Consider the following 13541-nt stretch of genomic DNA (forward strand, 5'->3'; position numbering starts at 1 on the left):
GTCAATCAGTCGTCACCGACTGCCATCAGCTGGCTGGGGTAAGCACAGGCGAGCGAGAGAGCATCGTCAAGATCAGCACGCAGCCAGCGGTCATAATCTTCCGCGTGGAGGATGACAGGACAGGCCTTGGGGTGGATGGCACCGACGACGTGCGTAGAAGGATCGCCGTCAAAGCCACAGGTCAGGAAAGAATAGACTGGCACACCCTCCGTGGGCCGCCATATCCCGGCGAAGGCAAAGACCTGCTGACTTGGAACCCGAAACCAGAATGGCTTCTTCTTGCCTGTCTCCGGCATCGGTTCGACCGACCATTCCTGAAACTCCGTTACCGGCACAAGGCAACGGCGGGAAGGGTTCGCAAGTGCAGATTTCCAGAACGGGCTGGTATAGTTGCGAACGTTGGTGACTGGCCGTCCCTGAAATGGAAAGCCCCAGCTCATCGTTGACAACATGCGCTGACCATCTTGTTCCCGCACGACATAGCCGGGCTTGCCGGGGGAGGCATAGTCCTTCTCGACGGCGATCTGGTCAGCCGGATCCCGCTGCGCGCCGAACAGGCGAGCAAGCTCATCGGCGCTGCTCCGGGCCTTGTAGAGGTTGCACATAGGCGCGCCTAGTTCAGCTTAGTCGGCATCACCCCTAACATATCCAGCAGCTGGCTGGCTGTCCTGTCTTCGCCATCGTGCAGGATCGCGGCGAACCCACCAATCAGCTTGCCGAAATGTTCACCGGCCAAGCGGATATCGCGCGGCGTCCGCTTCGTGTCATCGGCGGTGATCAGCATGGCAATGCCCATCGCAAGTGCTTCAGCCAGCATCGGCGTGGCAATCGAAGCATGGCCTTCCTTCACTTCCCTCGAACCCATAGCGTAGGTGACAGCCTGAAGAGCAATCTGCGCACAAACATGGCGATACTCGCCGGGCGAAAGGTCGTCGGGAATGTCGAACAGTTCTTCAGGAACGGCTTTGTAGCTCATGACCCTATCCTCTGAATCGGTTCACCGCGCGCTTCCATTCCCGCTCATCGGGCAAGGGAAAGCAATAGCGCGGCGGCTCTCGGCTTGTTTCGATGATCGTTGGACGCACTTTTCGGCCGTGTCGTTGCAAGCAGGCCTTGCAGTAGAAGCGTCGCCTTGCATCCCGGAAGTCGTCGCTCCAACCTTTCCACTCGAACTTCCACCACAGACCGTGAGCGTCGAAGAACTCTTCTCTGCTGCATCGGCAGGCCACCCTCACCGAATAACGCCAGGCCGCAGCCTCGAAGATGCAGGTCGCCACCTTGAGCCCATCTTGATAGCGGGCCATAAATCACAGCAACGCGCCTTGCTCGACGGGCTGGAAATAACGGGCAGCCGCCACAGCATTGCGGTAGTGAACTGTCTCAAGACGTTCCGCCTCGTCAAAGGGCACCGGGGTCCACTCCGCTGAGGGATAGACGGTATCGTAAATGGCCTTGGCCGCACGTCGAAGCGGCGCTTGATTGGGGGTCTGCTCCGACATCGCAGAATCACCTTTCCTACATGAGAACAAATGTGGAACATGCCTCACAGGAAAGGAGTCGGCAATGGTGATTATCGATGGGTCGTTCTTGATGGGCGTCGCGGCCGTGCTCACGAGCGTGGCCACTCTTTGGAAGGCGCTGCGGCGACGTTAAGCCCAGCCGTTAAGGTTATAACAGCAGCCTTGTTCTATCCGCTACCTGACTGGGATGAAGGGGCGAAAAATGCGAAGACATAATCCTTGGTCAGCTGCCGATACGCGGCGTCGGATGGAGCAGAAACGGCGGTCAGCTGGCAAGTCCAATGCCGATCCCATCTTCATGCTTCTATCGGCTGCATTGGCGGTCAGCGCGGGGCTCGTTGTCTTCTTTTGGCCCAGCTCTCCAACAGCAGCGATCGGGAAATCCGCCACCCTAAGCAGCGGCTTTGCTTGTCAGGTCGCCTCCGTCACGGATGGGGATACCCTTCGTTGCACCGATGGCACTCGCGTTCGGCTTCATGCGGTTGCGGCTCGCGAGAAGGACGAAAGCTGTTCGCCTGGACACCCCTGCCCCTCTGCTTCGGGGGCAGCCGCCACCGCCAAACTAACCGAACTGGCCGGAGGACAGTCGCTACAATGCCAGCCTACTGGATCCAGCTATGGCAGAGTCACGGCGATCTGCGACAACGCGGCGGGCGTGGAAATCAACTGCGCTATGGTGGAAAGCGGCGTGGCCTTGGTGTGGCCGAAGTTCAATCGGCAACAGCCGATCTGCTCATGAAGGCGGGCGTTAGCGGAATCCATCTCATTGTCGATCCGCAGTCTCGCCCGCCCTTGTACAGGCAAAGTCGTCAGCCGGACAAATCCTTGTAAACGCCTACGGCATCCACGGTCCAATGAATCCCAATGCCGTGTTTCAGCCTGATGGGAACATGACCGTGGCTAAAGCCAAGCCGTGCCGCAATCTCGAAGATTCGCGATGCCGTATTCACGCCCTCGCCTATGCAGGCCTTGATCAGAATGTCGGCACGATCGTGTTTGTTCACCTCCGGGCCGAGCCTGTCCAACATCGCCCTCAGACCCCCGATGAGGTCGGAAGGATCGCGCTTGATGATCTTGATCGAAGCAGCGGATCGCTTCGCATTGGTTTGCATCGTCATGAAGAACTCCAAAAAAACGTATGGCCCGCCCCGTTTGCAAGTAGGATTTTACGGTGTTCTGATCAGTCTGCGTCAACGTATGCGGTCTCACGGGAGCATCCCGTGGCCAAGATGGACATCCGCACGTCTGGAGCCACAATAAGGGAACCGGCAACAGGTGCCATTTTTTTGCCCGGGCTTTCCAGACGCCGATCGACTGTCAGGCCATCTTCACGATCCTTCCTGCAAACATCGTTGGGCTACGCGTGCAGAAGCACGCAGCCGATCCGTTATGCCGCTGCTGGATAGCCGCGTTCGAAGCTCACTTCTTTGCGGAGGGCTGCCCAAGCGATCCGCGCCAGTTTATTCGCCAATGCGACGACGATTGCGTTGCGATGAACTCCTCGCTCGATCATTCCTGTTAACCAACGTCCCAGCGGGGTTTCGCTGCGCGCCAGTGACGGTAATGCTGCCCGGGCGCCATGGATGAGCAAAGTGCGCAAATAGGTGTTGCCACGCTTGGAGATGCCGAGCAGCCGGGGCTTGCCGCCGGTAGTATGTTGCCTGGGTACCAGGCCGAGCCAGGCACCCAAGTCTCGCGCTTTGGCAAAGCTGCTGGCATCGCCCACGGCTGCAATCAAAGCGGTTGCGTTCAATGTACCGATGCCGGGGATGGACGTGAGCCGCCGGGCAGCTGCATCATTGCGAGCCAGTTCGACAAACTCGCCGTTCAGTGCCTCGACCTTGGTATCAAGTTCGTGCCATTCGGCACGCAGTTCACCCACCAGTTGCTTCAAGCGTGGTGATAGGGTCGTATCTTCGGCGGCCAGCATGGCATCAATGCCCAGCTCCAGCTTGCGCCGTCCGGCCGGGAAAATGGTCCCCCGCTCCAGCAGGATCGCCCGCAGTTGGTTGATGAGGTTTGTGCGCTCGGCTACCAGGCGGGACCTGACGCGGTGGAGGGTCTGGATGTCCAACTGCTCCTGAGTCTTGAGTTCGACGAAGCGCATCGTCGGGCGCGAGGCGGCCTCGGCAATCCCCTCCGCATCACGATCATCATTCTTCTGCGCTTTAACATACGGGCGCACGTACTCCGGCGACATCAATCTGATTTCGTGCCCCTGCGCGGCGAAAAGTCGACCAAGGTGGTGGGCACCACAGCACGCCTCCATTGCAATCACGCAAGCCGGAAGCTTGGTCACGTAATCGATAAGTGTCTGTCGGCGCATCGACTTACGCACGATGACAGCGCCTGCTGCATCAACGCCTACGACACTGCAGGCATTCTTGCCCAAATCAACGCCAAGGATCACAATAGACATCGGTCCGCTCCTTTCCCTTTCAAGCACCAGCATCATACCTGATGCTGGTGAAAAGGGGCGGGCCATCCCATAAAGAAAAATATGATTGGGGGATTGCCCCCGCCCACGCACCAGCCGCAAGGCCAGCACATGGACAGGAGGAAAGTTTTAAAGGCGCGGCGAACCCCGCATTTTCTTCGCACCGGCTTCCACAGCCGCCAGCAGCGTGTCGTGGGCAAGGTGGCTGTACCGCATCGTGCTCTTGTGATCGGCATGACCGAGCACCCGTCCCACGGCGAACAGGTCGATGCCCGCGTTGATCATGAAACTAGCCGCACTGTGGCGAAGATCATGAATCCTCAGGTCAGGCAGCACGGCCTCTTTACGCGCCGTCTGCCATGCATGCTTGATGGTCACGAACGGCTTCTTCGTTTCCGGGTTCGGCAGTACGTAGGGGCACTTATCGAACCGGGGCACCGCTTGCAAAATATCCAGCGCGGGCTGGGACAAAGGCACGTGCCGAGACTTGCCGGTCTTGGACATGGGGATCAGCCACACCCGCCGCTCCAGATCGACATGCCGCCATTCCGCATGCAGCAATTCCGACACCCGTGCGCCGGTCAGCAACAGCAGCCCAATGATATGCTTCAGCTGCGGATTTAGAGAAGCCTCCGCCGCATTCATCAGGCGCTTGACCTCAGCGGCATTTATGAACCGCTCACGGGCGTTCTGGAAGGGCTTGCGCGGGACGCCCCTGACCGGGTTCTTGTCGCTGCCGGGCATGCCCCACTGCTTCGCCAGTTCGAAGGACCGGCCGAAGATCATGCGGATTTTCTCGACCGTGGCGGGGGCAAGGCCTTCTTGCTCCTTCTCCGCAAGCCATTTCGCCACCTCCTGCTGCTTGATGCTGGTGAGCTTGGCCTTGCCCCAACGGGGAAGGATGTGCCGACGCATATACCCGTCGATCGTGGTGAAGCTGCGGGCATGAAGCTTGGCATGCTCCAAATGCTGTTCAGCCAGCACCGAATAGGGCGGGACCGCCCTCTTCTCGTCGCGCTCCGCAGCCGGGTCTCCGCCAAGCACGACTATCGAACGAAGTCGCTGGGCTTCCTTCCGGGCCTGATCCACGGTTATGTCACCGTAGGGAGCGATCCGTATCGCTTTCTGCTCTCCGTCGGCGTTCTTATAGCGGAGCCAAAACGTCTTCCCGCCGGATGGCCGCGTTTCAAGAACGAAGCCGGTGATAGCGGAATCATAATAATCCGTATGGCCCCGCTCTTTCATGCATTCCGCATCACGGCAGAAAGCAGCATCCAGTTTGTAGGTCTTTTTCGCACGCATATCTGTTCCAATCCATGTTTGGTGATCAAGGGGCCGCACAGCGCGGCTCCGGTCGGTTGAGGGGGTGAGGCAGCCGGACGCCCGCGTCGGGCCTCCTGGCTTTGGCAAACTGGCTGGTTTCAATGCTGCGCCCCGACAGGGACACACCGCTGCTGCAGCCGGGTCGCCGGTGGTGGGGGGAGGGGAGCAGAAAACCGAACTTTTCGGGGCCAGTGACGACGCCTTCAAATCCGATCCGCCTTCCCTCCCGATCATCCTGGAATTATTAGAAAATGGGCTTGCGGTTTGGGCGATCCGCTACGTCATCTGGAAGAGGATGAACGCCCTCTTCACCAAGGAACGGGACGCGCCATTTCTCCCTGCCGTTGATCCTCTTCGGTTCCCCGAACAGTCGCCGAAGGATCGTTCCCGCTTCCCTGGCCTGCGCATTGGTCGGACGTTCAATCCCGATCGCGATCAGCGCGCCTGACGCCGTGAAGGCACGGGCTTTCTGCCGGGCTTCCTCATCGGCCTCTGCATCGATCGCGCTCATCATGAGGTCTTCGACCACACTGGCCATGCGATGCTGCTGGTTCTCCTGTTCCAGCGCATGCTCAAGAACGCTATCCAGCCACCACTCAGCGCCGCCCTCCAGGGCGACGGCAAGCTGAGCGAACACCTGCTGCATGTCGATGTCATGCATGTAGTTGATCCGCTTCGCCCGGATCGTCCACCAGCGCGTATTGCCGGTCGAATCAACAAGGAAGTTGGCCTCGTTGACGCTCGCCATGAACACCGTCCGACGAGCATATTCAGCTTCGCGTCTCGCGTAAGGCCTGCGAACCTTGTCCTTGTCGGCGGTGATAAAGCCCTTCAGGCGAGCAATATCTTTCTTGAACGATGAATCGACTTCACCCAGTTCAACAATTGCGTGTCTAATCGCACCAAGGACTGAATCCTTGTTGCTGGGGTCGAGATGGTGATCCACCTTGATGGCTGCATCGCGCAGGTGCGGATCATTGATGAGGCGGCGCAGCCAGCTGGTTTTGCCGATGCCTTGGGCGCCTTGGAGGGTCAGGACACCCCTTCCGTGAAAGCCGTTCGGCAGAAGGACAGCCGCGACGACGCTTAGCAGCCATCTGCGGATCAGTTCATCGCGGAGAGGTTCAGGGTAGTCGTCGGCAACCTCGATCGTGGCGCAAATTTCGCCGAGGCGATCAATACCGTCCCATGCCTTGCCCTTTATCCAGTCGGCAAAGGGATGATATGCATTCGCGTCGGCAATGGTGTCCATGTACAGGGCCACATTGGCGGTGGACATGCCATAGCTTGTCGCCAAGCTCATGACATGCGCCAGTGATGTTTCGGCGACGTTGTCGGTTGTTCCCTTGTGACCTGGGATACGAACCACGACTTCCTTTTTCATCATGTCATATTTGACGTCGATACCATGGCCGTCGAGCAGCGCACCAACATTTGCAATGGTGCAGGGAACACTGCCTTCCCTGAGCTGCTCATCGGGAAAGGTCAGAACTTTCCGTGGTTCTGGGATAATTTCCTTTGGTTCGGGACTTGATTTGCGCTGTGCTGCATTCAGCTGCGGCGCTGACTTCTTCACTTCATTCATGCGGAACTCCGGACTTTGAGAGTTCACCGAAACGAGAGCAGCGCTCCCGTCAGGCGATCTAGCGTAGTCAGTCCAGGAACAGGCAGGGAAGGCACGACAAATGACCCCGACAAGCCGAGGTCACAGTCGATTTAATAGCAAGGGGAGATGAGGCCCGGCATACTATAGATACACTTCTTCCGTCAGTTCACTTGGACTGGACCGGAACCCGATGGGTTAGAAGAAGTAGTATGTTTTCGAGCCTGCAGCGATGCCGGTGATGCTGAAAGCTCACCGCCGCAAGGGAGACGGCAGATAGGCCTGAGCAAAGAACACTTCAAGAGGGTTGATGAATTTTTTCGTGTCGCCCCTCACCGGCCGGGGAAAGTTGCATTCACCGCCCCCCTCCCCCCACCTCCCGGCGGCACGCGGCGCGCAACTCCGGCCAGCCGCTCCCCGGCTCATCCTGCACCAACAGGACAAAGGCGAAGCCGTCATTGCCGACACAGAAGATCAGCTCGAACCAGCCGCCGTGATCTTCCAGCCAGTCCCACTGATGAATGAAGCCGGGTGAGCCGTATCGGACGCCTTCAACCTCCAGCGGTGAAAAGGCGACTTCCTCGCGCACCATGGCTTCGGTATCGCTCGCCTCGATCACCAGCAAATGCGTCAGGTCGGCCAGCCCGTCATCGAGAATCTGATGAATGCGCTTGTGCAGCAGATCCTTTAGGTCAACTCGCAGCGAGCGGGTAAGGGCATGGCGCAGCGATGCGCGGTCGTGGAAAGAGAGCATGAGATTTCTCCAGACATAAAAATAGCGCCCACGAGGGACGCCGCTTGCGACTGGTGATGGTGGGTGACTCAGCCGTATTGACGGCAGAGAGCCAAAAGCGTGGGATCGATGCCGTCACGGTCAGGGATCAAGATGATATGGCCGAACCCATCGTCGGACAGAATGAAGCAAAGCTCCCAGCCGCCCTGATGCCGCTCGCAGAACTCGAAGCTTGGGACGAAATCGGGATGCCCGAAGGCGAGGCCGTCAACGAGGTTGATTGTGGGATCAGGCTGAATATCTCCCGGCCGGTCGCCCGGCTCTACGACGATGAAGGTGGCAAGATCGCTGTATTCGCCCAGCTGATCCAGCCGGGCATTCCGCACATCGGCCAGATCGCCGTGATAGGCGTCGGCATGTTGAAGAATGATCATAGGGGTATCCTTCGTGGACAAAAAGAAAGCCCCCACGGAGCATGTCCGCAGGGGCTAAATTCTTGCTAGTGACGCTGCTTAAAACAGCATCTTTAGCAGGAGTGGAATTCCATATACGGTGACAAAGTATATTGCCAAAAGGTTAGCAATTCCTATCAAACCAAAGTATAGAGCGACATATAATGAATGACTGATTATTGCTTTCATCATTACATTTCCACACCCTTAAGCTCTTCCAACAGTTCAAATATTTTCTGTGTGTTTTGCGCTTGTACATCTGGCGACGCTCCGTCAAAATTTTCCTGAAAGAGCTTGTTGATCTGAGTGTGGATCGCCATCTGCTTGTTGACGCTTTTTTCAATCTTGCTGGTGGCAGACAGAAGGCTGCCGAACAGCTTGAATTCGCTCAACGGAAGCAAGCGTGTAATGCTTTTGACCTTCGGCATGGCTCCCACCTCATTTGAGCGCAAAGATGTGCTGCGGGCTGGTGTCGGCCACGATCTTCCATGTCGCCTTGTCGAAGCCATTCTTTGCGATCTTCCAGACCATGACCCACTTCGTTCCGACGCCGGGATTGAGATCAGTGGAAATGGACGACTCTGCTGTTGCCATTGCGGCTGCCATTGCTGTTGCCGTGTCATCTGCCACGTAGCTTGCGCCTCCAGCGTCAACCAGATTCAGTTTCGGCCACTCGAATATGCTAAGCGGCTCCTTTGATGTGTTCTTCAGATGATAGTTGGCGACCACATAGGTTTCGCCCTCACCCAACTTGGGACCGACGCCAGCCATACCGATTTGGTTGGTGACCTTCACGGAATTGAGCGTCAGGTCCACGCCCTCGGCTTGGCCGGTTTGACCAATGGCCAACGGTTTGGCGGGAGGCACGTCACTGATCACGGTCCCGGGGTTGTCGAGTTGTTGCGTTGGGGCTTGGTCGCACGCAGACAGGACCGCCAGACACAATAAAGGCACGATCTTCTTCATAGGATTTCCTTCAGATGAGAATTGAACCGCACCCTTCTGGGCGCGGCTGAACAGGCGATCGCTATTGCTGCTGATGATCCACGTCTCGCCCCGGTTTGCGGAGCGACCTTAGGCTTCAACCTCGTGTCACCCCTATGTACCTCTTGGAGCGACGGCCGAAGCCGGATGTTGGAAACCTGACGAATGTACAGGCGCATGCGCCTTTATCGGCGAACCGACTGGACATGCGCGCATGCCACCCGGCCTCCGTATTCTGGCGACCGAGTTCATTCGTTGGGGTTTCCACGCCCCACCCTCCGGCTTTCACGGAAGGCAGAGCTTTTCTGGCTGGATTAGAGCAGCTTCGCAATAGGCGATTGAAATCGCCTCTTCATATAAGATACTGAAATTGCCGCGCGATGGTTTCCCGGCCGAACAAAATCATCTTGCTCTCCGCCACAAGCTGGACAATTAATCCCGTCCAGATTCAGGGGGATGGGATGATTGATTTCAAGAGCGGTGCGATTTTCAAATTGAAGGCGAATGAAGAATATCGGCACACTGTAGATAGGCTTTTGGTTCAGGGCGAAACGGTCGTCGGTTCGTTCAAAGGAATTCGTGATGGTGTCGTGTTCACCGACAAGCGCATCATCGCGGTCAATGTGCAGGGCATAACCGGCAAGAAACGGGATTTTTCATCCCTTCCGTACAGCAAGGTTGTCGCCTTCTCCGTCGAAACAGCAGGCACCTTCGACCTCGACGCCGAGTTGGAACTTTGGTTTTCTGGCCTTGGTAAGGTGAAGTTCGAATTCACTGGTCAGACCGACATAGCCGAGATTTCTCGCCTGATCGCAGGCTTCGTTCTTTGAGGATGCAAAAAGTGAGAACAGCTCGACTTGCAGCAATCTTCGCCGCCATCGCTTGCGCGTCGGCGGGAAGCGCCCACGAAATCACCGAGACGATGGCTACGCCTGTCCGCGCCACACTTTCCAGCCCAAAGCGGCCAGTGGACCTTGAGCTTTGCGTCGCCGATGCCATTACGCAAATTGGTGGTGCAGTTCCGGTCCCCATCCGTGACGGCGAGCGGAACGTCCATATGCTGGGCTATGGTCATACGCCGAAAATCATCGTGTCATTGATCGCATCCGATCGCGGCACCACCATCGAGCTGCGCACGAAAAGCGGCGACATGGACGATAAGATGGTCAAGCACCTGAAGGTCGCCTGCCAAATCGCCTGAGAAGGGGCGCTCGGGCTTGCTGCCAAGTCATAAGATGGAAAATTGACCCTGCTGCGAAGGATCAACCTTGTGCGGCTTGTTTGAGTGATCACCGAAATGACAGATGAAATTTGCGCTTACTGGGACGAAGTCAGCAATCCGCAGGTGTTTCCAGATTGGTGTGATGGCGGTGATCCCGGCTCGCCCGAACGGCCCTCAATCTGGCTTTTCGGAATTGAACCCGGCAACTCCCGGGCCGACCAAGCGCATGAAAATTCCGGCAAGACATTGCCCGGCCAGGAAAGTTATTCGGTCGATTTCCAGTTGGCGCGCGGCTGGATATTCAATCGCAACGCATTCAAGCTCCTCACCGTCCTCAAGGGTGAACCGCTGGAGGCTCATGTCGATTTTGCCCAACGCGAGCGCATTTTCGAGAACGGCCAGCCCGGTTATTTGAAGGGCAACCTCTTTCTTGAGCAATTCAGCGAAGTCGCCACATGGAGCGAGGAAGCTGCCGCCCGCACCGGCTGCGCTACCAAAGAGGCATACTATACACAAATGCGGGAGGCCCGCTTCTCCATCATGCGGGCATGGATAGAAAAATGTCGGCCCAAGCTCATCATCGGCAGCGGCCTTGGCAACCGCAGTGATTTCTTGAAAGTCGTTGGCGTCAATGAAATGCCTGAACGCCACAATTGGGTCAGCGCCAACGGCGTCAGCAAGGGCGTATATTTCACATCAGCCGGTGTCGCTCCACTTGCGATCATACCGCATTTGAGCGGGCAAGGGCCGCATGTCCTGCGCCATGACGACGAAGGCATCGCTTATACTGCGAACCACATTCGCACCGCACTTGGATGGTGAAGCGCAGTCCTCTTGCGGTGGCCAGAAAGATCACATAGGATAACTATCGGAAAAGGCAGTAGCCATTCCGCTAAGGACCACGGGGCGACAAACCAGTTGCCACGAACGCGAGCAACAGCTTCTGCCTTAGGGGCGGCTCCATATAGCCGTTGCGTTCCGTTTTCACCCTCACCGGCGAAGCGAGAACTCAATGACCAAGCTGCAAAAAATTCGACAGAACCAAGTCAAGGCTCAGGCTGGCTGCTGCTATTATTGTGAGCAACCGATGTGGCTGGAGAATGTCACCCGATTTGCCAAGAAATATCGCCTTTCAGCCAAGCGGGCCGCCTTCCTTCGCGCCACTGCTGAACACCTCATCGCACGGTCGGAAGGCGGAAAAGATAGGGAGGCAAACATCGTTGCCGCCTGCCACTACTGCAACTGGCAACGGCATCGTGCGCAGACGGCCTTGGAGCCTGCCGAATTCATGAAGCGCGTCCGAATTCGGCTGGCGCATGGACGATGGCACGGCTTACAACTGCGCGGTCCTTCCTTCAATTCCGCCGAATCATGATGCCAAAGCGCCTGCAGCTGGGCGTTCGCAACGCTCCCCATTACGCCCCACGCTTCACCCACTAGGAACCCACAGGATCAATGCCAAAAGGCACATAAACAAGACAACCTCTCGGCCATAAGCCGAAAGGCACTTTCGCTAGGTTTTTCAGGGATTTCCTACTGAAGGAATGGTGCCGCCTAGAGGACTCGAACCTCCGACCCTCGCATTACGAATGCGATGCTCTACCGACTGAGCTAAAGCGGCGTTGGGGCGGGCAGATAACAGTGCTTGGGCTGGAGGACAAGCCGACAAATGCGATTCACCCGTCCCATCCCTCATCAAACCGCATCGGACCATCATTTCGCCCCGCCTTTACGGCCTGTTTACCATCCCGTGGCACTGTCGAGTCTGAAGGAAAAGCTTTTACCTGGGCTAAGGACCGATTGATGGACACTCTGCGGGGGCATGAAGTCGCGGATGACGAGGATGATTTCGGTCCTGCCGACGACGCAGCGATCGAAACGCCGCCCCTCGTCGGCTCCGACGAGCGCCGGATGCAAGTGCGCGCCTATAATTATTGGGCGTCGCTGCTGGGCGACCGCAGCTTGCCCTCGATCGAGGATCTGGCGCCGGAGGATCTGGAGGATTTCGGCCCGTACAGCGTCCTGCTCGACTTCAGCACGGGCCTTGAAAATCCCGCCATCGTCTATCTCGGCACCGCGCTGCGCGAGGAGTGCGAGATCGAAGGGCAGATTCAATATATCAACGATGTCCCTTCGCGCTCGCTGCTGTCGCGGCTGACCGATCATTATCTCCAGATCATCGCCAACGCCGCGCCGATCGGCTTCGAGGCGGGCTTCGTCAATCAACGCGGCGCGGAAATTCTCTATCGCGGCATATTGATGCCCTTCTCCTCCGATGACGAGACGATCGATTTCGTCTTCGGCGTCATCAACTGGAAGGAAGCGGCCAGCCAGGCCGTCACCGCGGAAATCGACCGGGAGGTGGAAGCCGCCCTGCTCGCCAGCCCTGCCGCGCCGCCGGTCGCGCCGATCTGGGCCGACGGTCCAGCCGCCGACGATTTCGACACGCTCGACCTCACCGGCATGGAAAGCCCGGATGAGGACGCCCCGTTGGCCGACTGGCTCGCCCTCGCGCGCGACAGCGCGGAGCAGGCCCGCACCAGCGAAGCGCGCAGCCATGCCGCGCTCTACCGCGCCATCGGCCTCAGCTACGACTTCGCGCTGGTCACCATTGCCCGGCCGGAGGAATATGCTGAGCTGCTGGAAAATAGCGGCCTCAAGGTTCAGGCACGCGCTCCGATGACCGCTGTGGTGAAGCTGGTCTTCGGCTCCAGCTACGACAAGACGCGCATCACCGAATATGCGACCGCGCTGGATCATGCCCGCGCGAACGGCATCCAGCTTGGCGCCTTTGGCGACTATCTCGCACATTATGATGGCGGCCTCAAAGCCCTGGTCCGCGACGAGCGCGCCCAGCGCCGCACCGACGGCCCAGCCAAGCCAGACCGCCAGCAGACCGCCCGCGCCGCGATGAAGGCCGCCGCCGTGCTGGACCCCTACGCGGTCGCCACCGATGGCGACGGCCTGGCCGTGGTCATCGCCCGGCGCGAGAAGGACGGATCGCTCGCCATTGTCGGCGCCCTACCGGAAGGGTCGGATCTCAGCCAGCGCGCGATCATCGCCGCGGCGAGTTAGGGTTCCCCAAACCCACGTCCAACCTTTGGCCCGTGCTCCTGCCTCCGCAGCGGAACGAAGATATTGCCATTCGAATAGAACACGCCTTAATCACGGCCCAAACCTCTTTTATCGGCAGAAACCGCCGCGCCGGATTGACAGAACGGGATCATGGTCCGATTCCGTGCATTATCCTCCGGGACGTTCGTCCCC

At 58.1% G+C, this 13541-nt stretch carries 17 protein-coding genes and 1 tRNA gene; 5 read left to right on the top strand and 13 right to left on the bottom strand.

The genetic code is table 11. The annotated features are described in order from the left end of the window. Positions 1–5 precede the first annotated feature (5 nt). The 12 genes from K426_RS17330 to K426_RS17380 all read right to left on the bottom strand — a co-directional run bounded on the left by K426_RS17330 (position 6) and on the right by K426_RS17380 (position 9034). Positions 6–605 (bottom strand): SOS response-associated peptidase, encoded by a 600-nt coding sequence (locus tag K426_RS17330; protein ID WP_066559737.1) that lies wholly within the window; start codon positions 603–605, stop codon positions 6–8. 8 nt (positions 606–613) lie between these two features. Beyond that, a complete protein-coding gene (locus K426_RS17335; RefSeq protein WP_066559739.1) occupies positions 614–976 on the bottom strand; it encodes a hypothetical protein in 363 nt (120 codons plus the stop codon). Between the two features lie 4 nt (positions 977–980). After that, positions 981–1304, bottom strand: coding sequence for a hypothetical protein (locus tag K426_RS30420; protein ID WP_082748674.1), 324 nt, complete (start codon positions 1302–1304; stop codon positions 981–983). A 3-nt stretch (positions 1305–1307) separates the two neighbouring features. Next, entirely contained in the window at positions 1308–1499 is a 192-nt protein-coding gene (locus K426_RS17340; protein ID WP_066559741.1) for a hypothetical protein, read from the bottom strand. An 830-nt stretch (positions 1500–2329) separates the two neighbouring features. Beyond that, positions 2330–2650 carry a hypothetical protein gene (locus K426_RS17345; RefSeq protein ID WP_066559743.1) on the bottom strand — a complete coding sequence of 107 codons (321 nt, stop codon included), beginning with the start codon at positions 2648–2650 and terminating at the stop codon, positions 2330–2332. A gap of 257 nt (positions 2651–2907) precedes the next feature. Continuing rightward, positions 2908–3939 (bottom strand): IS110 family transposase, encoded by a 1032-nt coding sequence (locus K426_RS17350; protein WP_066561936.1) that lies wholly within the window; start codon positions 3937–3939, stop codon positions 2908–2910. Between the two features lie 147 nt (positions 3940–4086). After that, the gene (locus K426_RS17355) at positions 4087–5259 is read right to left on the bottom strand and encodes a tyrosine-type recombinase/integrase (RefSeq protein ID WP_066559746.1); all 1173 of its coding nucleotides are present in this window, start codon (positions 5257–5259) and stop codon (positions 4087–4089) included. Between the two features lie 265 nt (positions 5260–5524). Beyond that, positions 5525–6865, bottom strand: coding sequence for a VapE domain-containing protein (locus tag K426_RS17360; protein ID WP_066559747.1), 1341 nt, complete (start codon positions 6863–6865; stop codon positions 5525–5527). Between the two features lie 373 nt (positions 6866–7238). Continuing rightward, positions 7239–7637 carry a hypothetical protein gene (locus K426_RS17365; RefSeq protein ID WP_066559748.1) on the bottom strand — a complete coding sequence of 133 codons (399 nt, stop codon included), beginning with the start codon at positions 7635–7637 and terminating at the stop codon, positions 7239–7241. A 68-nt stretch (positions 7638–7705) separates the two neighbouring features. After that, the gene (locus tag K426_RS17370) at positions 7706–8050 is read right to left on the bottom strand and encodes a hypothetical protein (RefSeq protein WP_066559750.1); all 345 of its coding nucleotides are present in this window, start codon (positions 8048–8050) and stop codon (positions 7706–7708) included. 209 nt (positions 8051–8259) lie between these two features. Beyond that, a complete protein-coding gene (locus tag K426_RS17375) occupies positions 8260–8496 on the bottom strand; it encodes a hypothetical protein (RefSeq protein WP_066559752.1) in 237 nt (78 codons plus the stop codon). Positions 8497–8506: 10 nt separating this feature from the next. Next, positions 8507–9034, bottom strand: a complete 528-nt coding sequence (locus tag K426_RS17380) for a DUF4352 domain-containing protein (RefSeq protein WP_066559755.1) — start codon at positions 9032–9034, stop codon at positions 8507–8509. Positions 9035–9513: 479 nt separating this feature from the next. On the opposite strand from K426_RS17380, the gene K426_RS17385 reads away from it, so the two are divergent. From K426_RS17385 to K426_RS17400, 4 genes are all read left to right on the top strand, one after another. Then, on the top strand, positions 9514–9882 hold the full coding sequence (locus tag K426_RS17385; protein ID WP_066561938.1) for a PH domain-containing protein: 369 nt from the start codon (positions 9514–9516) through the stop codon (positions 9880–9882). Beyond that, positions 9879–10253, top strand: coding sequence for a hypothetical protein (locus tag K426_RS31420; protein ID WP_145907419.1), 375 nt, complete (start codon positions 9879–9881; stop codon positions 10251–10253). The genes K426_RS17385 and K426_RS31420 overlap by 4 nt, the downstream gene beginning before the upstream one ends. Positions 10254–10349: 96 nt before the next feature. After that, positions 10350–11096: a hypothetical protein gene (locus tag K426_RS17395; protein WP_145907421.1), complete on the top strand. Its 747-nt coding sequence runs from the start codon at positions 10350–10352 to the stop codon at positions 11094–11096. A gap of 190 nt (positions 11097–11286) precedes the next feature. Then, on the top strand, positions 11287–11649 hold the full coding sequence (locus tag K426_RS17400; protein WP_066559772.1) for an HNH endonuclease: 363 nt from the start codon (positions 11287–11289) through the stop codon (positions 11647–11649). Between the two features lie 170 nt (positions 11650–11819). Here the strand turns inward: K426_RS17400 and K426_RS17405 are convergent. Further along, positions 11820–11895: transfer RNA gene (locus tag K426_RS17405), tRNA-Thr, on the bottom strand. Between the two features lie 182 nt (positions 11896–12077). Here K426_RS17405 and K426_RS17410 point away from each other — a divergent pair. Continuing rightward, positions 12078–13349, top strand: a complete 1272-nt coding sequence (locus K426_RS17410) for a PAS domain-containing protein (RefSeq protein ID WP_066559788.1) — start codon at positions 12078–12080, stop codon at positions 13347–13349. The last annotated feature ends 192 nt before the right edge of the window (positions 13350–13541 follow it).

The sequence above is a fragment of the Sphingobium sp. TKS genome (assembly GCF_001563265.1).
In the GTDB taxonomy this organism is placed as follows: domain Bacteria; phylum Pseudomonadota; class Alphaproteobacteria; order Sphingomonadales; family Sphingomonadaceae; genus Sphingobium.